The following is a 24,925-nucleotide window of genomic DNA, read 5'->3' as shown; positions in this document are numbered from 1 at the left end:
ACAATCGTCTAGATCGTTCTAGGTGAATTTACGAAAGGCACCCCCATGGCCCCGAGCACTCCCCCGGCCCGACGCCCCACCCTTGCGGATGTGGCCCGGGAATCCGGCGTCTCCGTGGCCTTGGCCTCTATCGTCATGCGCGGCACCGAGGGCGCCAGCGAGGCATCCCGCACCAAGGTCAAAGCCGCCGCGCTGGAGCTTGGATATCGGCCGGATTCGCGCGCGCGTTCACTGCGCAGCCACCACAACCGGACCGTCGGAGTGGCACTGCGGCTGGGCGAGCCCGTGCACGCCGAGCTGGCCGATGCCCTGTACGCCGAGGCCGAGGCACGGGGTTACGAGATCATCTTGGGCGCGATCGGAGGCAATCGCGACGAGCGCCGCGTTCTGAATACCCTCATCGATGCGGGGGCGGAGGCCATCATCGGCATCTCCCCCACCCTCCCGGCGGCACAAATGGCGCAGGTGGCCAGCCAAGTGCCGGTGGTGAGCTTGTTGCGCGGCTACCGCCAGCTGCCCTCGGTGCTCACCGACGAGGCCGCGGGAATCGACGAACTAGTGGCGCACCTATTGCATCTCGGGCACCGCCGGCTGCTGCATTTGGACGGTGGCCACGCCGTGGCGGCCGCCCAGCGGCGTACCGCCTTCGAGCGAGCTGTGGCCCGCGCGAACGGCAACGTCGTCGGAACCGTGCTCGGCGCCGGAGCAGATGAGAGCACCACCTTCGACGTGTTGGACGCCTACCTACGGGAGACAGCGGCCGATCAGCGGGCCACCGCGGTACTGGCGTTCAACGACAGGGCCGCGCTGGGCGCCCGCAGGGCGATCGATCTGGCCGGCCTCCGGGTGCCGGACCAGATCGCACTGACCGGGTTCGACGACAGCGAATTCGCTCGGCTGGCCCATGCAGACCTGACCAGCGTGCGCCAGGATGTCGCCGCGCTGGCCTCGGCTGCAATGGCCGCGGCTACGTCACCGGGCGCAGCCTCCAGCCGGCATGCCCCGCATCTGGTAGTGCGGGGAAGTAGCGCCACCTCAAAACACTGATGGATCACCGATAAGGGGGCTAACCGATCGAGCTCGGTTCGCCCCCCCCCTTTCCCGTGCATCAGTCCGGGAGTTTCACCGTGATCTACGAGTTGGCCTCGGCGTCTTCCGCACGAATGAGGTAGATCGCACCGGTGGAGACATCGTCCTCGAGGTCTTCCAGGGTACGGCCGCGAGTCTCAGGGACCTGGGTGGCCACGAAGATCAGGGCGAGCACACCGATTCCGGCGAAGAGGAAGAATGAACCGGTGATCCCGATCCCCGAGACCATCGACGGGAATAACAACGCTAGGAAGCCGTTGGTGGTCCAGCCGAAGAACACGGAGATGCCGATGCCCAGGCCGCGCATGTGCAGCGGGAAGATTTCGGCCAGCCACACCCACACGGCGACGTTCAGGAATGTCTGCATCGAGAAGACGAACGCAACGACGAGAATGAGGATCACGATGGGACGGGCGGCGCTGCCCTCGGGCAGCAGCATGCCAGCAACACCGACCAGCACGTGGCAAAGAGTGGTCAGCGACAGGCCGATCAGGAACGTCTTCCGGCGGTCGATGCGGTCCATGTTCCGCAGGGCAATGACGCCGCCAACCACGGCGACTACACCGAAGGCGATATTCGCGAGCACCGCCTGCTGAGCGGACATGCCGGATTCCTCCAGCACGCGGGTGCCGTAGTACATGATCGAGTTAATGCCGGTCAGCTGTTGGGCCATGGATACGCCGATGCCGACGAGAATGATGCGCATGAGCCACTTGTTGGTCACGATGGCCTTGATGCCAATCGGCTTGTTGCCCTTTTTCTCCGCGGCGGCGGTGCGCTGAACATCGTGTAGTTCGGCCAGGGCTCGTTCCGCGGGACGCACGGTTTTCAGCACCCGCAGCGCCTCGGCGTAGCGGCGCTTCTCGACAAGCCAGCGCGGGGATTCGGGCATCCGCAGCATGCCAATGAACAATGCGACCGCCGGAATCGCACAGATGGCGAACATGAAGCGCCAGATGCCATCGATGGTGCCGCCAAGGGTCGCGGCGATGATCGCATTGATGACGAACGCGGACAGCTGCCCGACGACGATGGCCAGCTCGTTGCGTCCGGTGATCGAGCCGCGGATCTCGTAGGGGGCGATCTCGGCCAGGTAGATCGGGACGACGGTGGAGGCTCCGCCCACGGCAATACCCAGCATGATTCGCCCCGCCACCAGTATGGCGAAGCCTGCCGGTGAGAACGTGCCATGTTCCGGGCCGCCCGGGGAGAAGATCACCAGCAATGTGCCCACGAAGAACAGCACCGCAAGCAGGATGATGGTCTTGCGGCGTCCCCACAGGTCGGAAATCTGACCGCAGACCAACGCGCCGAAGGCGGCGGCGAACACCAGCGAACTGATGACCACGCCGATCTGGATCAGGCTCAGTCCCAGCTCCTCGGCCATCGGCCCCTCAGCGCCGTTAGCCACGCCGGTGTCGTATCCGAACAGGAGGCCACCGAAACAGGCGACGATCGAGATCAGTCCGATTCGCTTCTGATGAGGTCCCGGCGTCAATGGGGGCAGCTTTGCCCCAGCCAAGACCTGATGCTTTTCGGACATGGAAACTCCTTTGTTGTGACCGGTTGAAGCGCATGGGGTCGGTGGAAGCTCGAGGATTCAAGGAGACCGGGTCTGCGATCCGGGCGACCGGAGCATTGTGCTTTACCACCGAAGAGAGTGACACACTTCACGAAATCAGTATGTAAGGACATTACGTCATTTGGTTGTCCGATGCAATGGATGGCAAGAAATTTGAAGGCAGAAAGACCCTTCCAGGGCACCCGAGATGACCTGGGCCTCGGCGTTCAAATAGGGATAATTCCTCGTGAAAGAACATCTCGCATGACGATCCGGCATCCCTACGGATTCACCGGCTGGATGCCCCAGGCCCAGCGTCTCGTAGTTCCACGCTCGATCCTGCGGCAGCGTCATGGCCGTGCCGTCGTGCAAACCGTTGGCCGCCACAATCGGCGCGTTCAGTAGATCGCTCTTGGCCTGGACATGGACGATCGATCCGGCGAGCGCGCGAATCACGCTCGGGATATCGGCGCCCATGGCCATCAGGTGCGAGGGATCCAGGTTGACCCCGATAGACCGGCTACCCACGGAATCGATCAGCCGCCGGGCAGTCGAGGCGTTATAGATCAGCTGAGCGAAGCACGGCTGAATGGCCAATTGGACGGACTGCTCCGCGGCGAAGAACGCAAAATCCCTCCAGTAAGGAATCGCGACCTGCTCCCACTGATGTTCCAAGATTGTCACGTTCTCCGGCGGCCACGAGCTGCTCACCCAGTTCGGTGAGCTGTCCCCCGGCGCCGCGGGCAACCCGGACATGCACACGATTATGGGCACTTCCATAAGTCGCGCTAGGCGGACCGTTTTGCGCAATACGGCGTCCGGCGCCGGAGTCGACACCGGGTGCAGCTGGTTCCCATTCGCGTTCAGTGCGCTGATGCGCAAGCCGTGCTAGGCGACCTTACCCAGATAGTCCGCACGCGCCGTCTCGGAGCCCAGCAAACGGTCCAGGTGCGAGGCGCCCCAGGTCAGCTGAGATGTCCACGACATCATCGAAGCTGCGTGAGGACAGCGAGGCCGTGATCATTCCTATCTCCATGGCGGTGCACCTTCCGGTTAAAGTGCTTGCGTCCGGCCCCTCGGGGCCGGACGCAAGCGGTGATGACTAGACTCGTGCCGCCTCGGCCGCGGCCACGCTGCTGCGCATGGTTTGCAGCTGGTACTTTGCGACTTCCTTGGCGTTTTCATTTTCCGCAAAAACACACGACACCATGACGGATTCCTCGCGGGAGGTGAAGCCGTTATCGGCCAGTCCCCCAAAGAATTCGTCCCAGTTCACATCACCATCACCGATTTTCAGGTGCTGATGCACACGCACCGCATTGCCCGGCGGATTGGTGATGTAACGCAACCCGTGCGAGGCGTGATGATTCATGGTGTCGGCAACGTGCACCACGCGTAGCTTCTGGCCTACTGCGGCCATGATCTCCAACGGCTCATCCTTCATGTGGAAGGTATGCGCCGCGACGTAGGCAAAGGACAGGTTGGGAGAATTAACTCCTCGAATGACCCGCCAGCCCGCCAGCCCTTCCTCCACAAAGTCATCCGGATGCGGGTCGAAGGCAACATTGATACCTTCGGATTCGAAGAGTGGAACAAGTTCCTCCATGGAGCGGTAGAACGCCGCCTCGGATTCCTCCGGCAGTTCGGGGCGACCAGAGAACTCGGTGTTCATCTGGTTCACACCCAAATCCACGGTGATCTGGATAGCGCGCTTCCAATAGCGTACGGCAGCCTCGCGCAGCACCGGATCCGGGGATGACCAGCGATGCACCGGCAGTACCGAGGCGATTTCAATACCGGCCTTTGTGCAGGCGGTCTTCAGATCGGCGACCAGTTGGTCATCCGCCTTCGGGTGGGTGAAGAAGGGCAGCAGGTCCTGGTGCGGGGTCAGCTGCAGATATTTGTAACCAAGTTCTGCGGCCAGCTCGGGAAATTCCAGCAGCGAATGGCTGTGATGGAACGGAGTGGGGTCAAGAGCAATCTTCATCGATGGATCCTAAATCTCGTGGCTAGCTGTACAGGGCTGGCTTTTCGTTGAGCTTCACTGCGACTTTGTCGCCGGTGCGCTGGGCCTCGACGCCCGCCTCACAGCAGGCTGCGGTGGCGTAGCCATCCCAGGCGCTCGGTCCACCCAATTCCCCGACTGCCGCGGCATCAACCCAGGCCTGAATCTCGGTATCGTAGGCGGCACCAAAACGTTCCTCAAAACCGGGGGTGACGTTGCCTCCCCATTTACCAGAGGTGCGTACATACGGTCCCGAATCGTTGCCGATGGACACGATGCCGGTTTCGAAGGACGCCTGGGTAGCGACCTCGTAACCAAAGAGTGCATTGACGTAGATTTCCACGTCGGCCAGAACACCGGACTCGGTCTCAAGGAGCACGTGCTGCGGGTCATGCTGGCCTTCCGGGGCGTTTTTGGTGGCCTTGCCCAGACGCACTTGCACCGAGGTGATTTCCTCGCCGGTAAAGAAACGGATGGCATCAAACTCGTGGACGACCGAGTCGTTGATCAGCATCTCGTTGGTGAAGCCAGCCGGGGTGTCGGGGTTGCGGTGCTGGTGGTGGAGCATCAGCAGCTCGCCCAAGTCCCCACCGGCAATCAGCTCACGCAACTGGGCGTATTCGGCGTCGTAGCGGCGCATGAAGCCAACCTGAATGCGCTTGCGGCCCAGCTTGGCCTCGGCCTGCACCACGGCCCAGGACGACTCGGCATCCGGGGTCAGCGGCTTTTCGCAGAGGATCGGGATGTCCCGCTCCAGGGCCTTAAACAAGATGTCCTGATGTAAGAATCCCGGGGTGGCGATCAGGATCGCATCGATGTCAGCGGAGTCCAGAGCCAGCTGGGCGTCGGTGAGCGCCACGGCGCCCTCAATCCCGGCGATGGCGGCATTGGCCCTGACCTCATCGATGTCAACAACGGCGGCAACAACGGCACCGGAGATCCGGTGATGCAGGCGCTGGATGTGATCAGCGCCCATACGTCCGGCTCCAATGACCGCTACGCGCAATGGTGAACTCATCTGGGGTGTTTCCTTGTCTTTAAGAGCCCCTTTTTAAGAGGCCAGCAGCGTTGGGGGGTGAGGGTGGTGCTAGCGGACGCGCGTGCGTGAACCGCAGGAGAGCAAGTGTGTGGCGGTGCGCTTGGCAATGGGCATGGGAACCGAGAAGTCTAAGACCGGGTACATATCCTGTTCAACGATCCCGTAGACGGGCTTGTTCAGGGCCTCCACGGCCTCGATCACCGCGCGCAGGTCGGGCAACCCGTTGGGTGGTTCCACCATGACCCCCGCCTTGTTGGCAGCTGCCCAGGTCATATTCTGTTCACGAACCGTGGCCAGCACACCCGGGTCGATCTGCTTTAGGTGCAGGTATCCGATGCGCTCGGGGTGCTTGCGGATCAATTCCAGCGAGGAGGCTCCCCCATATTCGGCATGACCGGTGTCTAGACAGAGGTTGGTGTAGGCGGGGTCGGTGTTCTGCAGGAAGGTTTCGATGTCCACTTGGGCGCAGACGTGCGAATCGGCGTGCGAATGGAACTGCTGCTTCAGCCCGAAGTCCTCCAGGAGGATCTTGCCCAGCCGGTCATGGCCGGTGAAAAGTGCATCCCAGCCAGCGGCACTGAGCTGCTCACTTTCCACCGCTTCACCCGTGACGTCATCGCGCCACATGGCGGGGATGACCACAATGTGTTCTCCTCCCATGGCGGCGGTGAGTTCGGCTACCTGGCGTGCTGGTTCCCAGGCTTCGTCCCACGCCGCGGCACTGCCGTCGAGGCCGCGGTGGAAGGCGGTGAATACCGTCCCCGCACACACCTTCAGGTCACGAGCCGTCAGTTCCTCGGCCAACCGCACCGGATCGGTCGGCAGATAACCGTAGGGACCCAGCTCGATGGTCTTATACCCGGATTCAACGACCTCATCCAGGAATCGTTCCCAGGGGGTCTGCTTGACATCATCCGGGAACCAGACGCCCCACGAATCCGGAGCCGTGCCAATGATGAGCTTGTTCTCGATGTCCGGCATCTCGCGGACCTTTCTCTCAGGAGTCGTGACGTGAAGTGTGTGCTGTTGCTGTGGTGGCGGGCGGTTCGGGCCCGCCACCGGTGCCCCGGGCGTTTTTGGGTTCCCGAGGGCTTTTAGTGGGCTAGCGCCCTAGTTCGAGGGGAACGCGAAGGAAGCATTGGATTCTTCCTTGTGTTCTGGCCAGCGCTGGGTCACGGCCTTGCCCCGGGTGTAGAAGCGCACACCATCGGCACCGTAGATGTGGTGCTCACCAAAGAGCGAGTTCTTCCAGCCGCCGAAGGAGTGCCAGGCCACCGGAACCGGCAGCGGGATGTTGACCCCGACCATACCGACGTGGACACGACGCGTGTAGGTGCGTGCATCGGCACCGTTGGAGGTGAAGATCGCGGTGCCATTACCGTACGGGTTGGCGTTCACCACCTCGATGGCTTCGGCGAGGGTTGCGACGCGCACGATGGCCAGAACCGGTCCGAAGATTTCCTCGGTGTAGGCACTCATTTCGGTGTTGACCTTGTCGATGATGGTCGGGCCAACGAAGAAGCCGTTTTCGTGGTCCTTGACCACCAGGTCGCGGCCGTCAACGATGATCGCGGCACCGGCCTCAGCTGCCTCACCCACGATCTTTTCGACGCGGGTCTTGGAGACCGGGGTGATGACCGGGCCCATGTCGGCCTCGGCATCCATGCCGTGGGACACCTTGATGTCCTTGGCGCGGGCCACCAGCTTGTCCACCAGGACGTCGGCGGCGGAGCCGACGGCAACTGCCACGGAGATGGCCATGCAGCGCTGTCCGGCGGAACCGAAGGCGGCGGCCGTGAGGTGGTCTGCAGCAAGTTCCATGTCGGCATCGGGCATGATCACCGCGTGGTTTTTTGCCCCACCCAGCGCTTGGACACGCTTGCCGTTGGCGGTAGCCGTCTCATGGACGTACTTGGCGATGGGGGTGGAGCCGACGAAGGAGATTCCGTCGATCAGCGGATGGTGCAATAAACCGTCAACAGTTTCCTTGCCACCGTGCAGGACCTGGAAGACGCCGTCGGGAAGTCCAGCTTCCTTGAAAAGGCGAGCCATGAACACTGCCGCGGAGGGGTCACGCTCGGAGGGCTTGAGGATAAATGCGTTGCCAGCGGCGATCGCGACGGGTGCCATCCAGAGCGGGACCATCACCGGGAAGTTGAAGGGGGTGATGCCGGCGACCACGCCAAGGGGCTGGCGGAAGGAGAAGACATCGATGCCGGTGGAGACCTGGTCGGAGTATTCGCCCTTGAGCGACTGCGAGATGCCGCAGGCGTATTCAACAACTTCTAATCCGCGACCAATTTCACCGGCGGCGTCGGAGAGGACCTTGCCATGTTCGGCGGTGACAATGTGGGCCAGGGCGTCGGTGTTGGCTGCCAGCAATTCGCGGAACTTGAAGAGCACCGCGGTGCGCTTGGCGATGGAGGTGTCCCCCCAGGAATCGGCTGCCGTGCGGGCGGCAGCAACTGTTGCTTCCACGTCGGCTGCGGAAGCCAGCGCCAAGTTGGCGGTGATTTCACCGGTGGCCGGGTTGTAGACCGGCTGGGTGGTGGTTCCCTCGCCGGAGGTCTCAAGACCATTGATGACGTGCTGGATGGTGGTCACCGAGGTGGCCTGAGTAGTGATGCTCATGAAAAGACAGTCCTTCTGTGGTGTGAGTTCGTTGAGGTGAGGGGTTAGCCCAGGAACGGGCGTTGGCGCGCCTTGTGCCCGGTGTAGGTATCGAAAGCGGCTCGGGTGCTCTCGAGGTCCGATTCCCCGGAGACCGGCACGTCCCACCAGGATTCGGAATCCGGGGCGTCCAGCAGTGGGTCGGATTCAACATGGATCAGGATGGGTCCACTGCCTTCCGGTGCGGCCTTGGCCGTACTCACGGCCTCGGCGAGTTTGCTGATCGCGTCGGTGCCCGGTTCGATCCTGATGACCCGCACGCCCAGGGACTCGGCGTTGGTGGCCAGATCGATGGGCAGTTTTTCTCCGGCGTCGAAGGAATGCGTTTTTGCGTCCAACTCACGGTATTGAGTGCCAAAGCGTTGGGAACCCAAGGATTCGGAGAGCGAGCCGATGGAGGCGTAACCGTGGTTCTGGATCAGCACGGTGATTAGTTTGATTCCCTCGGCCACCGCGGTGACTAATTCGGTGTGCATCATCAGGTAGGAGCCGTCGCCGACCATGACCACCACGTCGCGGTTATCTGCCGCACCGCGGGTCGCCTCGTCGATGACTGCGCGTTTAACGCCCAGGCCGCCGGCAATCTCATACCCCATGCAGGAGAACGCGTATTCCACGTGGTAGCCGTAGGCATCCTTGATGCGCCACATCTTGTGCAGATCGCCGGGCAATGACCCGGCAGCACAGATGACCACGTCGCGTTCGTCCATGGCGCCGTGAACGGCGCCGATGATCTCATTTTGCGCCGGCAACGGGTTGTGCCGGGTGGAGAATGCCTCGTCAACAGTCGCATCCCAACGCTTCTTTTCGGCGGCGATCATGGATTGAAGATCGGCGCCAACGCGGTACCCACCCAGGGCAATGTTCAGTGCGTTCAATGCCTTGCGTGCATCGGCGACGATAGGCAGCGCGGTGCCGTGCTTGTAGGCGTCTAGCGGTGCGACGTTGATGTTGATGAAGCGCAAATCGGGGTTCTGGAAAGCGGTGCGTGAGGCGGTGGTGAAATCCTCGTAGCGGGTCCCGACACCAATGACCAGATCGGCCTCGGCGGCCAGCGCGTTGGCAGCGGTGGTACCGGTGGAACCGATGGCGCCCAGAGAATGGGGAGAGTCCCAGGCGATGGTTCCGACACCGGCCTGAGTGTAGGCGACCGGGATGCCGGTTTTTTGGGCCAGTTCCAGCAGCGCCTCTTGGGCGAAGGAGTACAAGACGCCTCCGCCAGCAATAATTAGCGGGCGCTTTGCAGCCTTGATCATTGCCGCGGCACGGGCGATGTCATCCGCCTCGGGTTCGGGTCGACGAATTTTCCAGTCTCGTTCTGCCAGGAATTCCTCTGGCACATCAAAGACCTCTGCCTGCACGTCTTGGGGCAGGGAGATGGTCACCGCCCCGGTCTCGGCCGGATCGGTGAGCACCCGCAGTCCGTGCAGCATCGCTGAGAACAGCTGCTCGGGGCGGTTGACTCGGTCGAAGTACTTGGACAGCGGTCGGAAGGCGTCGTTGACGGTGATGTCGTAGCCGTGTGAATGTTCCAGCTGCTGCAGCACCGGATCCGCGGCCCGGGTGGCGAAGGTATCGGAGGGCAACAAGAGCACCGGGAGGCGGTTGGCCGTGGCCAGAGCCGCGCCGGTGAGCAGATTGGAGGAGCCCGGTCCAATGGAGGTGGAAACCGCGTAGGTAGCTCGGCGACGAGTGTGTCTGGCATAGCCGACGGCCTGGTGCGACTGGGCCTGCTCGTTTCGGCCCTGGTAGTAGGGCATGAGGGCGGGATCGCGCACCTGCCACTGCTTCAGCGCCTGGCCCACTCCTGCCACGTTGCCATGCCCGAAAATACCGAACATGCCCGGGATGAGTCGTTCGCGATAGGACTCGGCACCGATGTTATCCACGGTGTATTGCTTGCCCAGGAATTCCACGACGGCCTGGGCGACAGTCATTCTGCGTGTAGCCATTACTCTGCGGTGCTCCTATTCGGCGGGGATGTTGGCGGGGTTAAGCAGGGAGGCTGCGGTGGCTACCGCTGCGGCGACGTCGCCGTCCTGCGGATAAAGCAGGGTGCGACCGACGGTGAGTCCTTGGACCCCGGGTAGGGCCAATGCCGCTTGCCAGGATGCGAAGACTTCATCCGGGGATCCTGCTGGGTCTCCACCGAGTAATACGGTGGGCAACGTGGTGGCTGCCATGACTCGTTCCATCTCGGGCACCACCGGAAGTTTCATCCAGGTGTAGGCGCTGGTGCCGCCGAGTCCGGACGCGATGCCGATCGACTTGATCACCGCATCGGGGCTCAGATCGTTGCGGACCTTGCCCTGGTGCCATTCGGAAAGGAACGGCTCAACCATGGCGATCAGCTTGCGCTGCGCCAGTTCGTCGATGGCATGGGCGGTGGCTTCGAGGGTTACGGCCGTTGCGGGGTCGCCCAAGGCGATGCGGGTGAGCATCTTGCCACCGTCTGCGCCGATGTTGGCCAGCGCCTGGGCCGTGTGCCCGGTGAAACGATCATCAAATTCGTTAACATAGCCGGATAGCCCCCCGCGGTTCATTGAACCGAAGACCAATTTGTGATCAAGTGCGCCTAGCAGCAACAGGTCATCAAGGATGTCGGGGCTGGCCAAGATGCCGTCAACGGCGGGGTTTTGCAAGGCAATCTGGAGTCGGTCCAGCAGTTCGCGGCGGTCTGCCATGACCATGGTGCGATTGCCAACCGATAGCGCGCCGCGTGCGGGGTGGTCGGCGGCGATGATGAAGTTCTGTTTCCCGGCGCGCGCGCCCTCGTGGCGGATTCGGGTGGTCGCAGCACGGGCCACGGCGCTCGGATCTTCCAGACGGAGGGTGGTCAAATGTTCGTAGCGGCGCGGATCTTCGCGATCGGCGGACGGGTTGGCGCTCATGGGGAGACCTCGATGGTTGCTGGCCCGGGTACGGTGCGGCCACGTTCGGCCAACAATGCGTTGACCTCGGATGGAGTGGGCATGTCGTCGGAGCAGGCCAGCCGGGACGCGACGATGGCGCCCGACGCGTTGGCATAGTCAAGGACTTGTTCCAAGGGCCAGCCGGAGAGCAGACCGTGGCAGAAGGCTCCACCGAAGGAATCTCCGGCCCCGAGCCCGTTGACGGTCTGCACCGGCACCGGGGCGGAGACCACGCGTTCGGTGCGGGTCTTGGCCATGACGCCCTCGGCGCCCAGCTTGACCACGGCAATTTCTACACCAGCGGCCAACAGTCGATCAGCCTGCTCGTCGGGAGTGCCTTCACCGACGGCCACGGCACATTCCTTGTCGTTGCCGATGGCCACGGTGACGTGGGGAAGGATCTTGGCGACTTGCAGCCGGGCGGCCTCTTCCGACTCCCAGAACATGGGGCGGTAATCCAGATCCAGGACAGTGAATTGGTCTGGCCGCAAGGTGTCGCGGGACCTTATTTCGTGTGCGGCGATGTGGGCGCTGGCGCTGGGTTCTTGGCTCAGTCCGGTGACGGTGGACCAGAAAATCCGTGTACTTCGGATGGCGTCTACATCGAGTTCTTCGGTGGCGATCTTCCAATCGGGCGCGGTGGGGAAACGGCCGTAGAAGTAGAGCGGGAAATCTTCCGGCGGCATGATGGCGCAGAAGGTGACGGGAGTCTGCAGTCCAGGCACGCGGCTGACATGCCGGCGGTCGACGTTGAACTTGTCTAGTTCGCGCTCAAGGTAGCTGCCGAACTCGTCGTCGCCGATGCGGGTGATGACTGCGGTGCGGCGCCCGTGTCGGGCCGCGGCAACAGCCACGTTTGTGGGCGATCCGCCCAGGTACTTGCCGAAGCTGTTCACCTCGCCGAGTGGGACTCCGATGTCGTTCGGGTAGACGTCGACGCTGATGCGTCCGATGGTGAGTACGTCGTGAGTCACGCGGATCGACGTCCTTTCTTCGCTGGTTCCTGGCTGTGCGGTTTCGCATCAGCTTCGAGGGGTTCATGATTGTGAGTCAAGCCACAGGAAATACTCTGCACCATAAACTTTGTCCTGTCAAAGGTTTGTACTGTCATATTTACAACGAGAGTAATGAAATGATGCTCGGTCACAAGTCTCATCATTCACTCAAGCCTCACGGGAGCTCGGGATGGCCAGCTCGCCGGTGGAATATTGGGCGCGGCCGAATCCGAACGACCAATCTTCGGCACCGTTTTCCATATAGCCAATAAAGACATCCTCCCCGGCCACACCAACCCCCTGCAGCTCGCGTGCGATGGCAGCAAACAGGGCACTCTTGGCTTCCCCGGAGCGCCCGCGCTGGGTGAAGATCTGGACCATCACCACCGCATCGCTGCGCTCAAACCCAAGCCCGGCATCAAGAGCAACAACCTGGCCGCGTGGATGTTCGGTGATGACATGGAAGTAATCACCCTCCGGGATGCAATACTCCTCCACCACCGCGATATGAATGGCCCTACTGAGCTTCCCCAGCTCCTCGGGCGCGCGCCCCTCGGTGACATCAATGCGAATCATCGGCATGGTTCCGACACTCTCTTCCTATTCAGCCGGGGCAATCCACCTCGATTCGGTGGATACTAAGAACAGTTTGTCCTGACATACTTACAAAGTCAATAGACTCAAGATAACGCGCGCCACTGACAACTCCCCCTCGTCGCTCTCCATGGAAATGGGTGTGTTCAGAACTTTGTATGGACAACTTGACCTAGTGTGGATATATTTTAGGTAGGCCACATTTTGGAGCGCTCCAAAATGTCCCTAGGGCCGCCGCGCCTGGGTGCCCTGGTCCAACATGTTGACCGATTTCGACAGATCCAGCGTTGAATCGCCGGAAGCTCCCGCCCTCACCATCTCCAGAAAGTAAGGAAAGCCATGAAACTCGGTGTCTACAACGCCGTCCTGCACGACCGCTCGCTACCGGAGGCACTTAAAGCCGTCGGCAAGGCTGGTTTGACCGGGATCGAGATTAATTCCGGCGGCTTCCTTCCTCCGGTGCACATCCCAAATTTTGACGAGATCCTCTCCAGCGATGCCGCCCGTGACGAATATCTGGGAACCTTCGAGGGAACGGGTGTTTCGATCGCAGGGCTAAATTGCAATGGCAACCCCCTGCATCCGAACCCAATTATCGGTGACGCCCATGCCGAAGACATCCGTCGTTCCATCCGACTGGCCGAACGTCTGGGTCAGGACCGAGTGGTCACCATGTCAGGTCTACCGGGCGGAGAGCCCGGGGCCACCACACCGAACTGGATCGTCAACGCCTGGAACTCCGCCTCGCTGGATGTCCTCGACTACCAAATGGGTGTTGCCGCCGATTTCTGGATGGAAACCGACAAACTTGCCTCCGATCACGGTGTGAAGGTGGCACTCGAACTCCACCCGCAGAATGTTGTCTTTAATCCCGCGGGAATTCGCGAACTGATCGAGCGCACCGGCGCAACACACGTCGGTGTCGAGCTTGATGCCTCCCACCTTTTCTGGCAGCAGATGGACCCGGTGGCTGTCATCCGAGATCTCGGCCCGCTGGTCTTCCATGCTGCAGCCAAGGACGTTCGGATTAATCCGGCGGCCGCCATCTATGGCGTGCTGGATAACCGCTTCCGCAAACTCGATATTTCTGAGCCGCGCACCAACCTTGGCGGGGACGAATGGGCCAATGAATGGCCCAAGGACGCCGCCTGGGACTTCGTGGCCCTCGGCAAGGGGCACGACGCTGCGTATTGGACGGAATTCTTACGTGCCCTGCACGAAATCGATCCCGACATGTGGGTCAACATTGAGCACGAAGACGTTTCCTTGGGCCGCATCGAAGGCCTCGAGGTCGCCTCGACGGTGCTGCGCGCCGCCAATGAGGCACTGGCCGGTACAACGCGGTGATTGCTTGGGCCCGCTACCCCTACGAGGGCCGCGTAGTGCTCGTCACCGGAGCCGGCTCCGGCATCGGTCGCAGCATCGCCCGGGGATTCTTGGAGCAGGGCGCCACGGTGGTGGTTCTGGGTCGCACCGCGAGTTCGTTGCGCACCACGGTCCAAGACCATCCGGAAGACCGGTCCCTGGTATTGGTCTGCGATGTGACCGATCGTGCCGAGGTCGGACGGTCAGTTGCCGATCTGCTGGCACGTTTCGGCCGACTGGATATCGTCATCAGTAATGCCGGCTGGTGCGAGCCCAGTGATCTTGAGACTTTTGACGATGACGCGTGGCACCGGATGCATGCGGTCAACGTTGACGCGTTCATCATTCTGGCCAGGGCTGTTCTGCCGGCGTTAAAGACAAGCCGCGGCAATATCGTGGCCATTTCCTCGGTTTCGGGAATCCGCGGAGATTGGAACCAGTTCGCCTACAACGCCACCAAAGGAGCCCTGAACGCCATGGTCCAGAGCTTGGCCCTGGACCTAGGTGACCACGGGGTGCGGGTCAATGCCGTGGCCCCGGCCTTCACCGATACGCAACTGACCCGACAGCGGTTGGAGGATCCGGTGTTCGCCGCACGGCTGTTGGACCGGCTCGCCCTGGATCGGCCAGCAACGCCGGAAGACATTGCCCGTGCCGTGTTGTTCTTGGCGAGTCCAGATGCCGGATACATCACCGGGGCCATTATTCCCGTAGACGGCGGAACCACCGCCTCCTCGGGAACGCCTCGCCCGATATAAATCGAACGGCGCCCGATACCCGGTGGACTCCACCGCGTATCGGGTGCCGTTGGTTAACCGCGGGGCAGGCGGGCCAGATCAGCGGCCCCAACGAGGCCCGCGTCGGGCCCCAATTCTGCTTGGGCAATTTTTGCGTACGGCCGGTAGCCACGCCCGCTCAGGGCCTTTTTGTAGGCGACGGTGGCCGCCTCAATCAGGGAAGGCGAAGCCGAGCCTAGTCCCCCGCCAATAACCATGATTCCTGGATCCAACACCGCGGCCAGATTCGCCAATCCCAACCCCAGCCACTCACCTGCCTCGGCCACCAGATCGGAGCAGGCCGGATCCCCGGCCTCGGCCAAGCGCGTGACCATTTCACCGGTGACCGCCGAGGCGTCCCCATGAGTCTCGGCGCGCAACGCATGCGCCACCGGAGAGTTGGAGCCGGCGAGGCTACGTCCTTCGCGCCCCAGCGCATTGCCGGAAGCATATTGTTCCCAGCATCCACGGTTTCCGCAGGCACACCGGTGTCCACCGGGAACCAGTGTTTGATGCCCAAATTCTCCGGCGACGCCAAATCGCCCGCGCTGCAGCTTTCCACCGAGCACGATGGCACCACCGATTCCCGTGCCGAGAGTTAGACACAACATCTCGTTTTCACCGCGAGCCGCTCCGAAGCGGTGTTCAGCCCAGCCCGCCGCATCAGCGTCGTTGCTCAACATCACGCTGCGGCCCAAGGCCAATTCAAGGCGCTGGCGCAACGGTTCGTTGCGCCAAGCCAGATGCGGGCTGAAAAGTACGGTGCTTCCGCTGGAGTCCATCCAACCGGCCGCACCCACGCCAACTACCGCGGAAGGTGCCTGCTCGCCGAGTAGCGTCACCAGTTCTACCACCGTGGCCTCAACGGCGCGCGCATCGTGGCCGGGGGTGGGGCGGCGGAGCCGATCCACCACTTTCCCTTCGGGAGTCACTAATCCCGCGGCAATTTTCGTTCCACCGATGTCTACGCCGATGGCGAGTTTTTGCGCGGGCATGAATTCTCTTCGGTCTTTAAAGGTGCGAGGAACGCACCAACGGGTCGGAAGCAACGCGGAGAATGGTCGAGCAAAGCGGCGCGGAGTTCCGGAAATGATCTTTCTAGCTTAGTCGTCTGCTGCCGGTGTGCGCAGTTAGGCCAGCCCCCGGACACCGAAGATCGTGCCATTATTTAGCTCCACCAAGATGCGCACCGCCTCGTCGGGGTGATCCACGAGGAAGACTTTCTCCTCCATCGCCCTGCCCCGGGCCAGTTCCAGAAGCAGCGGGTAGGCAGGCAGCGTCTTGGTCCAATGCTCGACTCCGACCAGCACCATCGGGCTAATGCGCTCGGCGGCTCCGTAGAAGTTCTCACAGGCGTCTTGGAAAATTTCCTGTACGGTTCCGGCGGCTCCGGGCAGGAAAATGATGCCTCCAGAACATTTCTGCAGCAAGACCGCTTCGCGGGTGGCATTGGCGAAGTACTTAGCGATATGGGTGGCAAACATATTTGGTGGCTCGTGCCCGTAGAACCAGGTCGGGATCCCCAGATTGGCCAAGCCATCTGGCCACCGTTCACAGACCCTTGCCGCTGCTCGCGCCCAACGGGTGACCGAGGGAGCAAAACCGGGTTCCTCCGCGAGTATCGCCAGTGCCTCATCGAGTATCTGCTGGTTGCCCGCGCCTAGGTACGCCCCGAGGTTCGCCGCCTCCATGGCACCGGGGCCACCACCGGTGGCCACGATGAAGCCCGCCCCCGAGAGCGCCTGTCCCAGCCTGGCCGCCAGCGCATATCCGGTGCTGCCGCGCGCGGCCGCGTGCCCGCCCATGACCCCGACCAGCGGGGCATGGGAGAGTTCTCCATCGCGGATTTGCGAGTCAAGTCGCAGTCCAATGGCGTGATCGTGCAGGGTGGAGGAAAGTGCCGCGTTCAGTGAATCGTGAGCTCCTGCCCCCAGCCGGTGCGCCGCCCACGCATAAATTCTCGCGTCAACAACACCCTCATAGGACCCGGCAGCCAGGCCCGCATAAAGTTCGGCCCCGGTATACAACTCACCCCGGTAGGGATCAAAGGGCAGCCCGGGTATCTCGGGGAAAACCAGCGCCCCGCCACCACGTAGCCGGCGCTCAATCTTCGCTTCGATCTCGCACCCCATGAACACCGAGCCCGACGAACGTAATTTCTCCAGCACCGCACTGCGGGAACGCAGGTCAACCGACTGCACGTGCCAACCATGCATCGAGGCGGCAAGTCGCTTATCACTCAGTGCCAGGACCGTGGCCACATGCTTATCGAAGTCGGCCAGCGAGGCAATCTCAATGACTCGTGGGAGCGGTTGGAAAGCTGGAGTGCTGTTCATGAGTTCAAAGACTAGGCCACGAAGGCGGACACGTGCTGTATTTCTCGCCTTCACGTGCCCGCGCGGTTCGTGCTGGGCTGGCGAACGTGAAACGATAGGAGGATGACCGAATCAGCTTTTCCCATGGTTGACGCACGCGAAATTCTTAGCGTCGTCGGCGGTGCCTCCTTCACACGCGGCAAGGTGCTGGCCACCGACGCTGCAATGAGCGATTTCCAGTGGGACCCAGTGGACCAGATCCTCTCCGGAACGGTGGCCGAAGACGGAGAAGAGAACCGTCCCGTGCGCATAACGCTGGGCATGAAAAAGGAAGAGCGGATCATCGCCGAGGGCGAATGCTCGTGCGGTGACGCCCCCAAGTGCAAGCACGTGGCTGCGGTGCTGATCTACTCCAACTCGATGTACCTGCGGGCCAAGGACGTTCTCTACCGCGACACCGCCGCGGCTGTGCCCGTTTGGCAGCAGACCCTGCAAGAGCTGCTGGCCCCGGCACCTGCCGCCGCCAAGTCCTTGGGTGGACCGAATTCCAAGCACCCGGTATTGCCGATGGGACTGCAATTCGAGTTGCAGGACACCACGCTCTCGGCACACCAGCAATGGGCACCGGGTTCCGGAGTCGGCCAGCTGAAGGTCGCGTCCCGCCGTTGGCGCTTGGCCGTGCGCCCGATGGTGCATTCGGGCGGGGACCGCTGGGTGCGCGGAAATCTGCGCTGGAACAACATCAGCTTCAAAACCTACGGGCTGAACCTCGATAACGAGCAGCACCGCTGGTTCTGCCAGTTTGTCCCGCTCTACCGGGCCAAGGGTGAGCTCTACTTCGGCGAGGACAACGACTGGCTTTACCTCGACGAGTATTCTTCTTCGCTGCTCTGGGACCTCTTTACCGAGGCCAAGCGCCTGGGCATCAAGCTCATCGGCGTGCGACCTAACACCCAAATTCTGATCGGTTCCCCCGCTCAGGTGGCCCTCGGCGCCCAAATCTCCGAGTCCGGTTTGGCGCTTGCGCCAACGCTGTCGCTCGCGGGACACGACTTTGTCCTTGATTCACACAGCGCCGCTGGTTCCATCGGTAACCACGGTGTGTATGCGGCCAACGAGGAACACACCCAGATTTTCCTGGGTCAGGTGCCCGCCGGTCTGAGCCACACCGAGCTCACCTTGCTGCAGCACCCCGAAGAACTTAACGTTCCGCTGGCCGAACGCGACGAATTCTTCTCCCGCGTTTACCCGCGACTGGCCCGCAAGCTGCGCGTGACCAGCCCCGATGCCTCCGTTGAGCTGCCTGCGGTACTGCCGCCGAAGCTGGTGGCTAAGATCCGCTACGGTGCGCGTGATTCCGTGGACATGGACTGGACCTATGACTATCACGGCCTGGCCGTGGACGCGATTGACCGGGATCGGGAGACCGAATCGGCCCTGGAACATGCCGCGCTTGACGTCCTGAATGTCTTCCCCGGATTTGAGGCAGCAGTCCTGGGCCCGCGTCACCTCCAGGGATTGGAAGTCATCGACTTCGTGCGCCGGGTGCTGCCCGAGCTCATGGAAATCGAAGGACTGGTCATCTCCGAGTCCGGAATCCGCCCGGAATTCCACGAGCTCACCGAAGCGCCGGAACTGATCATCACCACCGTGGAATCTGACCGCCGTGACTGGTTTGATCTGGGCCTACTGATCTCCATCGGAGATCGCCAGATCCCCTTCGCCGACATCCTGCGCGCCCTCTCCAAGGGCGAAACCAAGCTGCTGATGCCGGACCGCAGCTACTTCTCCCTCTCCGACCCGCTCTTCGACAAATTGCGTGAGCTGGTGAGCGAAGCCGGCGGGCTGCGGGACATGAAGGACAAGGAAGCGGACATTTCCCTGACGCAGTACCAGTTCTCCCTGTGGGAAGAGCTGGAGGATTTGGCCTCGCATGTTGAGGGGCCCGACGCGTGGATCAGTGCCCTGAATTCGCTGGTGAACCTGAAGACCACCGAGGTTGCCGACCTGCCACCAACGCTTAATGCCACGCTGCGCCCCTACCAGGTGGAGGGCTTCGGCTGGCTGGCCACGCTGTGGCGCAACGGTCTGGGCGGGGTGCTGGCCGATGATATGGGTCTGGGTAAGACCCTCCAAGCCTTGGCCTTGATCCTGCACGCACACCAGGTGTGGGCCGACCCCGAGGCCTTCGGTGCGCCCAACCCGCACATCGGAAAGCGTGCTCCCTTCTTGGTAGTGGCCCCCACCTCGGTGGTCTCCAACTGGAAGGAAGAAGCGGCACGCTTTGCCCCCTCGCTGCGGGTCATCGCCGTCACCGATACCGAGTCGCGGGCGACTTCCTCGCTGGCGACGCTGGCCAAGGATTACGACATCGTGGTGACCTCCTACACGCTGCTGCGCCTGGATGACGACGCCTACGCCGATATCCCCTGGGCCGGTCTGATCTTGGATGAGGCCCAGTTTGTGAAAAACAAGGCCACCAAGGCCCACCACGTGGCCAGGGACATGCCTGCACGCTTTAAGCTGGCCATCACCGGTACCCCGATGGAAAACAACCTGATGGAGCTCTGGTCGATCTTCGCCATCGTCTCCCCCGGGCTCTTCCCTTCATCGGTACGCTTCGCGGAGAACTACCAGCGGCCCATCGAGCGTCAGGGCCTGCCCGAACCGCTCACGCGCCTGCGCCGCCGAGTCCGACCGTTTATGTTGCGCCGTACCAAGGATGCGGTGGTGACAGATCTGCCGCCGAAGCAGGAACAGGTATTGCAGGTTGAGCTGGGTCCGGAGCACCGCAAGGTGTACGACACGCACCTGCAGCGCGAACGCCAGAAGGTGTTGCGCTTGGTTGATGACATGGATAAGAACCGGTTCACGATCTTCCAGTCGCTGACCCTGCTTCGCATGTTGGCCTTGGACGCCTCCTTGGTGGATCCCGAGTACGCACATGTCTCCAGCGCCAAACTTGATGTGCTCTTCGAGCAGCTTGAGGATGTTTTGGCCGAGGGCCACCGTGCGCTGATCTTCTCCCAGTTCACCTCCTTCCTGAAGAAGGCGGCCGACAGGTTGGATGCAGCGGGTGTTCCCTACGCCTACCTCGATGGCTCAACGCGTAAGCGTGCCGAGGTGATCAACTCGTTCAAGTCCGGCGAGGCACCGGTATTCCTGATTTCGCTGAAGGCCGGCGGCTTCGGGCTGAACCTCACCGAGGCAGACTACTGCTTCTTGTTGGATCCGTGGTGGAACCCCGCCGCCGAATCCCAGGCGGTTGACCGGGCCCACCGCATCGGACAGACCCGCAATGTGATGGTCTACCGGATGGTTGCCAAAAACACCATCGAGGAGAAGGTGGTGGCGCTGCAGGATTCCAAGCGTCAGCTCATTTCCTCGGTCATGGACGAGGGTGCGGGCTTCGGCAAGGTGCTGAACGCGGACGACATCCGCGAGCTGCTGCGCTAAGCAGCGCGGCAGCCCCGCGGTGGGTCGCCGGGAGATCTAGGGGCGCAGCATCACCTTGATCGCCCGGCGCTCATCCATCGCGGCGTAGGCTTCGGGGGCTTGCTCGAGGTTCATGACAGCATCAAAGACGAGCCCGGGGTTGATGGCGCCGGACAGTACGTCCGTGAGAAGTTCGGGCAGGTACTCCCGGGTGCTTGCCGCGCCTCCGGCCACGGAGATGTTTTTGGCGAAGAGCACAGAAACGGGCAACGGATTCTCGCCGTGGGGCACGCCAACAAAGCCCAGTGCCCCACCGGGTCGAGTACAGGCGAGGGCTTGCCCCATGGATTCGGCAGTGCCCACGCATTCGAGTACCGAGTCGGCCAGTACCCCGCCGAGCAGTTCGCGGACCTTGGCCGCCGCGGCGTCCCCGCGCTCGGCCACCACATCGGTGGCGCCAAATTCCTTGGCCAGAGCCGCACGATCAGCGTGTCGGGACATGGCAATGATGCGCGTGGCACCGAGTCGCTTAGCAGCGAGCACGGCGCATAGTCCTACCGCTCCGTCGCCCACCACCACAACCGTGCGACCCGGGGCCACCCGTGCGCCAAGAGCTGCATGGTGCCCGGTGCCCATGACGTCAGAGAGCGTCAGCAGGGATTTGGTCAGGGCTTCATCGGGCTCCGTGACTCCGGGAACCGCGACCAGTGTGCCGTCGGCGTTCGGTACACGAACGATCTCGCCCTGGCCACCATCAACCGGCAATCCGTTTTCATCCTCACCACCCCAGACGGCGCGATGTTCGCAAGCCACCTGGACCCCATCACGGCACGGTGGGCAGGTACCGCAGCTATTGGCCCACGGGGCCACCACGAGATCACCCACGGCTAGGGAGGTCACCCTCGCACCAATCTCCTGAACGATACCGATGAACTCGTGGCCGATCGGCCGTGGTTCGGTGATCTCACGGAATCCTCGGTACGGCCACAGATCCGATCCGCAGACACAGGCTGCGGTGACGCGCACGATGGCGTCGGTGTCGGTGAGCAGGGTCGGTTCGGGGCGGTTATCGACGCGGATGTCCCGCTGTCCATGGATCATTGTGGCGCGCATGAGAGCTGTCCTTTGCGAAAAGGGGGAATGTCGGTTGCCTTCCAGCCTATGCCCGATCGTGGGGGCTCGTGATTCTCTCGTGCTCGCGGCCAGTGGGATCGCCGCGTCCGCGGGTGGAGCGGCAGTTCGCATGACCTAGGGACGTCAACCCCATAGGTGGGTGGGGGGCCGAAGGAAAATGACCGTTTGTTGCGCCCAGATAGCCTAGGTGGCGAAATATCCGCGCTTCACCGTAGGCTGGTTATAGCTTCACGAATACTGACTGCCACATAGGCAAGGCTCCGACCAGTCAGTTACCAACCCCATAGTTGCACGGCGGGTGGTTCGGATGACGAAGTGGCCTTGGCGCGCATTTCCGCACACCGGGGCAAGGACAACTGACCCTTAGGACGTGTGCGCATCATGTACAGCCCGACCCTGACCACCGTTTCTCCGTCCAGCCTCTTGCCGCGTTTTGCCGGTGACTGGATCACCGCCTGGCTTGATCTCGACCGTGATACCGGACTGCTGCACATTGGTGCGGGACCCACCGAATGGGTGCTCGAGGCCTATGCTCCCCACAAACTCACCGATGCGTTGGCCGGTTCGGGTCCAGTGGAAATCCAGTTTAATCCTGAGCTACTTGTCGTCCTGCTGCCCGGTGCGCACCAGCTGGTCGGCAGCTCCTTCTTTCGGCTGCACCACTAAGCGGTAATTCTTGGCCTTGAGCATGGCCACACACCTCAGAACGCACGAGTGGCGGCCACCTGGTTGAATAATCAACACGGTGACCGCCACTCAAGGTGCGCTCTAGAGATTTAGAGTGCGGCGAAAACTTCGCGCAGCAGCGTTGCGGTTTCCGACGGGGTCTTGCCGACCTTCACGCCGGCAGCCTCAAGTGCTTCCTTCTTGGCCTGAGCCGTACCGGCCGAGCCGGAGACGATGGCGCCAGCGTGGCCCATGGTCTTGCCCTCGGGAGCGGTGAAGCCTGCCACGTAGCCAACAACCGGCTTGGTGACGTTGGCCTTGATGTACTCGGCTGCACGCTCTTCGGCGTCGCCGCCGATTTCACCAATCATGACGATGGCCTTGGTCTCCGGGTCCGCTTCGAACGCAGCCAGGGCGTCGATGTGGGTGGTTCCGATGACCGGGTCGCCGCCGATGCCGATGGCGGTGGAGAAGCCCAGGTCGCGCAGTTCGAACATCATCTGGTAGGTCAAGGTACCGGACTTGGAGACCAAGCCGATCGGGCCCTTCTGGGTGATGTTGTTCGGCGTGATGCCAACCAGTGACTCACCCGGGGTGATGATGCCGGGGCAGTTCGGGCCGATGATGCGGGTGACCTGATTGCCTTCGGCGTCAACCTTGGACTGGGCCAGGGCCCAGAACTCGGCTGCATCCTGTACCGGAACGCCTTCGGTGATGACAACGACCAGGCCGATGCCTGCCTCGATGGCTTCAACAACAGCATCCTTGGTGAATGCCGGCGGAACGAAAACGATGGAAACATCCGCACCGGTCTCGGCCATGGCTTCGGCAACTGCACCGAAAACCTTGATGTTCTTTTCGCCGTGGGTCACGGTGGTGCCGGCCTTGCGGGCGTTAACGCCACCGACAATGTTGGTGCCGGCCTTGAGCATCAGTGCGGTGTGCTTGGTACCCTCGCCACCGGTGATGCCCTGAACGATGACCTTGGAGTCCTTGTTAAGGTAAATGCTCATGTTCGCGTATCCCTACTTACTTCGCTGCGTTGGCGAGCTCGGCAGCCTTGTCGGCGCCCTCGTCCATGGTTGCGGCCAGGGTGACCAGCGGGTGGTTGGCGTCGGCAAGAATGCGACGGCCTTCCTCCACGTTGTTGCCATCAAGGCGAACAACGAGCGGCTTGTTGGCCGCTGCACCCAAGGTGTTCAGTGCGCCGACGATGCCGTTGGCGACGGCGTCACATGCGGTGATGCCACCGAAGACGTTGACGAACACCGACTTGACCTGCTCGTCGTTCAGGATGACGTCAAGGCCTGCGGCCATGACCTCGGCGGAAGCTCCACCGCCGATGTCCAAGAAGTTGGCGGGCTTCACGTTGCCGTGGTTTTCGCCAGCGTAAGCAACAACGTCCAAGGTCGACATGACCAGGCCGGCACCGTTACCGATGATGCCAACTTCGCCGTCAAGCTTGACGTAGTTCAGGTCCATGGCCTTAGCCTTGGCCTCGAGCGGATCGGCAGCTTCCTTGTCTTCAAGAGCAGCGTGATCCGCGTGGCGGAACTCGGCGTTCTCGTCGATGGAGACCTTGCCATCGAGGGCAACGATCTCGCCTGCGCCGGTGAGAACTAGCGGGTTGACCTCAACCAGGGTTGCATCTTCCTTCGTGAAGACGTCCCACAGCTTCAGGATTGCCGAGGCAACCTTAGCGGTCAGCTCCGGAGCAAATCCTGCAGCGGCAACGATTTCGTCGGCCTTGGCCTGATCGATGCCAACGGCCGGGTCAACGGCGATGCGGGCCAGGGCCTCGGGACGCTCTACGGCGAGTTCCTCGATTTCCATGCCGCCTTCAACCGAGCACATGGCCAGGTAGTTGCGGTTTGCGCGGTCCAGCAGCACGGAGAAGTAGAACTCCTCGGCGATGTCTGCGCCCTGAGCGATCATGACCTTGTTCACGGTGTGGCCCTTGATGTCCATACCGAGAATGTCAGTTGCGTAGGCGAAAGCTTCGTCGGCGGTCTTTGCGACCTTGACGCCGCCGGCCTTGCCGCGGCCACCGACCTTTACCTGGGCTTTAACGACCACGACGCCACCAATTTTCTCGGCAGCGGCCTTGGCTTCTTCAGGTGTGTAGGCAACGATGCCGGCCAGCACGGGTACACCGTGGGACTCGAACATATCGCGCGCCTGGTATTCATACAGGTCCACGGGCTTGTGTCCTTCTTGTCGAAGTCTATGCTGACTCAAGACACGGCTCCGTAAGCACGGTTCCATGCGTTGAGGGGGAAGAGCCCCACCCGAAAAGGTTGGGCTCCTTGCTCAGCCTAACGCTTTCGGAGCCAATGACACAGTTCTACGCACCGTAGAGAATTAGGGTG

Annotated in this window: 20 protein-coding genes and 1 riboswitch; of the genes, 5 read left to right on the top strand and 15 right to left on the bottom strand. The window is 62.1% G+C overall.

The genetic code is table 11. From position 1 onward, the window contains the following. Positions 1-45 precede the first annotated feature (45 nt). On the top strand, positions 46-1,047 hold the full coding sequence (locus tag HED64_RS13015) for a LacI family DNA-binding transcriptional regulator (protein ID WP_168152454.1): 1,002 nt from the start codon (positions 46-48) through the stop codon (positions 1,045-1,047). Positions 1,048-1,132: 85 nt separating this feature from the next. Here the strand turns inward: HED64_RS13015 and HED64_RS13010 are convergent, their stop codons facing one another. From HED64_RS13010 to HED64_RS12965, 10 genes are all read right to left on the bottom strand, one after another. After that, positions 1,133-2,632, bottom strand: coding sequence for a sugar porter family MFS transporter (locus HED64_RS13010; protein WP_168152452.1), 1,500 nt, complete (start codon positions 2,630-2,632; stop codon positions 1,133-1,135). 156 nt (positions 2,633-2,788) lie between these two features. Then, positions 2,789-3,532, bottom strand: coding sequence for a TIM barrel protein (locus HED64_RS13005; RefSeq protein ID WP_168152450.1), 744 nt, complete (start codon positions 3,530-3,532; stop codon positions 2,789-2,791). A gap of 220 nt (positions 3,533-3,752) precedes the next feature. Then, positions 3,753-4,637: a sugar phosphate isomerase/epimerase family protein gene (locus tag HED64_RS13000; RefSeq protein WP_168152448.1), complete on the bottom strand. Its 885-nt coding sequence runs from the start codon at positions 4,635-4,637 to the stop codon at positions 3,753-3,755. A 22-nt stretch (positions 4,638-4,659) separates the two neighbouring features. Then, complete coding sequence (locus HED64_RS12995; protein ID WP_168152446.1) at positions 4,660-5,673, bottom strand: Gfo/Idh/MocA family protein; 1,014 nt, start codon at positions 5,671-5,673, stop codon at positions 4,660-4,662. A gap of 69 nt (positions 5,674-5,742) precedes the next feature. Beyond that, positions 5,743-6,675, bottom strand: coding sequence for a sugar phosphate isomerase/epimerase family protein (locus HED64_RS12990; RefSeq protein ID WP_168152444.1), 933 nt, complete (start codon positions 6,673-6,675; stop codon positions 5,743-5,745). 129 nt (positions 6,676-6,804) lie between these two features. Continuing rightward, entirely contained in the window at positions 6,805-8,325 is a 1,521-nt protein-coding gene (locus HED64_RS12985; protein WP_168152442.1) for a CoA-acylating methylmalonate-semialdehyde dehydrogenase, read from the bottom strand. A 44-nt stretch (positions 8,326-8,369) separates the two neighbouring features. Further along, a complete protein-coding gene (iolD, locus tag HED64_RS12980) occupies positions 8,370-10,301 on the bottom strand; it encodes a 3D-(3,5/4)-trihydroxycyclohexane-1,2-dione acylhydrolase (decyclizing) (protein ID WP_168152594.1) in 1,932 nt (643 codons plus the stop codon). Positions 10,302-10,331: 30 nt separating this feature from the next. After that, the gene (locus HED64_RS12975; protein WP_168152440.1) at positions 10,332-11,255 is read right to left on the bottom strand and encodes a Cgl0159 family (beta/alpha)8-fold protein; all 924 of its coding nucleotides are present in this window, start codon (positions 11,253-11,255) and stop codon (positions 10,332-10,334) included. Next, positions 11,252-12,250, bottom strand: coding sequence for a 5-dehydro-2-deoxygluconokinase (gene iolC / locus HED64_RS12970; protein ID WP_168152438.1), 999 nt, complete (start codon positions 12,248-12,250; stop codon positions 11,252-11,254). Before iolC ends, HED64_RS12975 begins: the two co-directional genes overlap by 4 nt. 189 nt (positions 12,251-12,439) lie before the next feature. Continuing rightward, on the bottom strand, positions 12,440-12,853 hold the full coding sequence (locus HED64_RS12965; RefSeq protein ID WP_168152436.1) for a tautomerase family protein: 414 nt from the start codon (positions 12,851-12,853) through the stop codon (positions 12,440-12,442). A gap of 351 nt (positions 12,854-13,204) precedes the next feature. Between HED64_RS12965 and HED64_RS12960 the strand changes: the two genes are divergently transcribed. Both HED64_RS12960 and budC read left to right on the top strand, forming a co-directional pair. Continuing rightward, positions 13,205-14,212 (top strand): sugar phosphate isomerase/epimerase family protein, encoded by a 1,008-nt coding sequence (locus tag HED64_RS12960; protein WP_168152435.1) that lies wholly within the window; start codon positions 13,205-13,207, stop codon positions 14,210-14,212. Next, positions 14,209-14,988, top strand: a complete 780-nt coding sequence (gene budC / locus HED64_RS12955) for a meso-2,3-butanediol dehydrogenase (RefSeq protein WP_210149678.1) — start codon at positions 14,209-14,211, stop codon at positions 14,986-14,988. Before HED64_RS12960 ends, budC begins: the two co-directional genes overlap by 4 nt. A gap of 53 nt (positions 14,989-15,041) precedes the next feature. Here budC and HED64_RS12950 read toward each other — a convergent pair whose 3' ends face one another. Together HED64_RS12950 and HED64_RS12945 are read right to left on the bottom strand one after the other, a co-directional pair. Continuing rightward, entirely contained in the window at positions 15,042-16,001 is a 960-nt protein-coding gene (locus HED64_RS12950; protein WP_168152433.1) for an ROK family protein, read from the bottom strand. A gap of 135 nt (positions 16,002-16,136) precedes the next feature. After that, positions 16,137-17,342 (bottom strand): LOG family protein, encoded by a 1,206-nt coding sequence (locus tag HED64_RS12945; protein WP_168152432.1) that lies wholly within the window; start codon positions 17,340-17,342, stop codon positions 16,137-16,139. A gap of 102 nt (positions 17,343-17,444) precedes the next feature. On the opposite strand from HED64_RS12945, the gene HED64_RS12940 reads away from it, so the two are divergent. Beyond that, entirely contained in the window at positions 17,445-20,777 is a 3,333-nt protein-coding gene (locus tag HED64_RS12940) for a DEAD/DEAH box helicase (protein ID WP_168152430.1), read from the top strand. A gap of 36 nt (positions 20,778-20,813) precedes the next feature. On the opposite strand, the gene HED64_RS12935 is transcribed toward HED64_RS12940, so the two are convergent. Further along, complete coding sequence (locus tag HED64_RS12935) at positions 20,814-21,869, bottom strand: zinc-dependent alcohol dehydrogenase family protein (protein WP_168152428.1); 1,056 nt, start codon at positions 21,867-21,869, stop codon at positions 20,814-20,816. A gap of 247 nt (positions 21,870-22,116) precedes the next feature. Beyond that, positions 22,117-22,249, top strand: a riboswitch (SAM riboswitch). A gap of 22 nt (positions 22,250-22,271) precedes the next feature. On the opposite strand from HED64_RS12935, the gene HED64_RS12930 reads away from it, so the two are divergent. Next, the gene (locus HED64_RS12930; RefSeq protein ID WP_168152426.1) at positions 22,272-22,556 is read left to right on the top strand and encodes a hypothetical protein; all 285 of its coding nucleotides are present in this window, start codon (positions 22,272-22,274) and stop codon (positions 22,554-22,556) included. Between the two features lie 110 nt (positions 22,557-22,666). Here HED64_RS12930 and sucD read toward each other — a convergent pair whose 3' ends face one another. Both sucD and sucC read right to left on the bottom strand, forming a co-directional pair. Then, a complete protein-coding gene (gene sucD / locus HED64_RS12925) occupies positions 22,667-23,569 on the bottom strand; it encodes a succinate--CoA ligase subunit alpha (RefSeq protein WP_132362375.1) in 903 nt (300 codons plus the stop codon). Between the two features lie 16 nt (positions 23,570-23,585). Further along, positions 23,586-24,755, bottom strand: a complete 1,170-nt coding sequence (gene sucC, locus HED64_RS12920; RefSeq protein WP_168152424.1) for an ADP-forming succinate--CoA ligase subunit beta — start codon at positions 24,753-24,755, stop codon at positions 23,586-23,588. Positions 24,756-24,925: the final 170 nt, after the last annotated feature.

The organism is Paeniglutamicibacter terrestris (assembly GCF_012271785.1).
GTDB classification, from domain to species: domain Bacteria; phylum Actinomycetota; class Actinomycetes; order Actinomycetales; family Micrococcaceae; genus Paeniglutamicibacter; species Paeniglutamicibacter terrestris.
Note: the sequence above shows the minus strand (reverse complement) of the source record. Positions and strands in the feature narration are given on the sequence as shown.

Excerpts from the sequence above, each read along its gene's own strand:
- HED64_RS13010 (WP_168152452.1), bottom strand. The coding sequence starts at position 2,632 with ATGTCCGAAAAGCATCAGGTCTTGGCTGGGGCAAAGCTGCCCCCATTG.
- HED64_RS12985 (WP_168152442.1), bottom strand. The coding sequence starts at position 8,325 with ATGAGCATCACTACTCAGGCCACCTCGGTGACCACCATCCAGCACGTC.
- HED64_RS12965 (WP_168152436.1), bottom strand. The coding sequence starts at position 12,853 with ATGCCGATGATTCGCATTGATGTCACCGAGGGGCGCGCGCCCGAGGAG.
- HED64_RS12995 (WP_168152446.1), bottom strand. The coding sequence starts at position 5,673 with ATGAGTTCACCATTGCGCGTAGCGGTCATTGGAGCCGGACGTATGGGC.
- HED64_RS12975 (WP_168152440.1), bottom strand. The coding sequence starts at position 11,255 with ATGAGCGCCAACCCGTCCGCCGATCGCGAAGATCCGCGCCGCTACGAA.
- HED64_RS12945 (WP_168152432.1), bottom strand. The coding sequence starts at position 17,342 with ATGAACAGCACTCCAGCTTTCCAACCGCTCCCACGAGTCATTGAGATT.
- HED64_RS12950 (WP_168152433.1), bottom strand. The coding sequence starts at position 16,001 with ATGCCCGCGCAAAAACTCGCCATCGGCGTAGACATCGGTGGAACGAAA.
- HED64_RS12990 (WP_168152444.1), bottom strand. The coding sequence starts at position 6,675 with ATGCCGGACATCGAGAACAAGCTCATCATTGGCACGGCTCCGGATTCG.
- HED64_RS12960 (WP_168152435.1), top strand. The coding sequence starts at position 13,205 with ATGAAACTCGGTGTCTACAACGCCGTCCTGCACGACCGCTCGCTACCG.
- HED64_RS13000 (WP_168152448.1), bottom strand. The coding sequence starts at position 4,637 with ATGAAGATTGCTCTTGACCCCACTCCGTTCCATCACAGCCATTCGCTG.
- iolD (WP_168152594.1), bottom strand. The coding sequence starts at position 10,301 with ATGACTGTCGCCCAGGCCGTCGTGGAATTCCTGGGCAAGCAATACACC.
- HED64_RS12940 (WP_168152430.1), top strand. The coding sequence starts at position 17,445 with ATGACCGAATCAGCTTTTCCCATGGTTGACGCACGCGAAATTCTTAGC.
- HED64_RS13015 (WP_168152454.1), top strand. The coding sequence starts at position 46 with ATGGCCCCGAGCACTCCCCCGGCCCGACGCCCCACCCTTGCGGATGTG.
- HED64_RS12935 (WP_168152428.1), bottom strand. The coding sequence starts at position 21,869 with ATGCGCGCCACAATGATCCATGGACAGCGGGACATCCGCGTCGATAAC.
- HED64_RS12930 (WP_168152426.1), top strand. The coding sequence starts at position 22,272 with ATGTACAGCCCGACCCTGACCACCGTTTCTCCGTCCAGCCTCTTGCCG.
- sucD (WP_132362375.1), bottom strand. The coding sequence starts at position 23,569 with ATGAGCATTTACCTTAACAAGGACTCCAAGGTCATCGTTCAGGGCATC.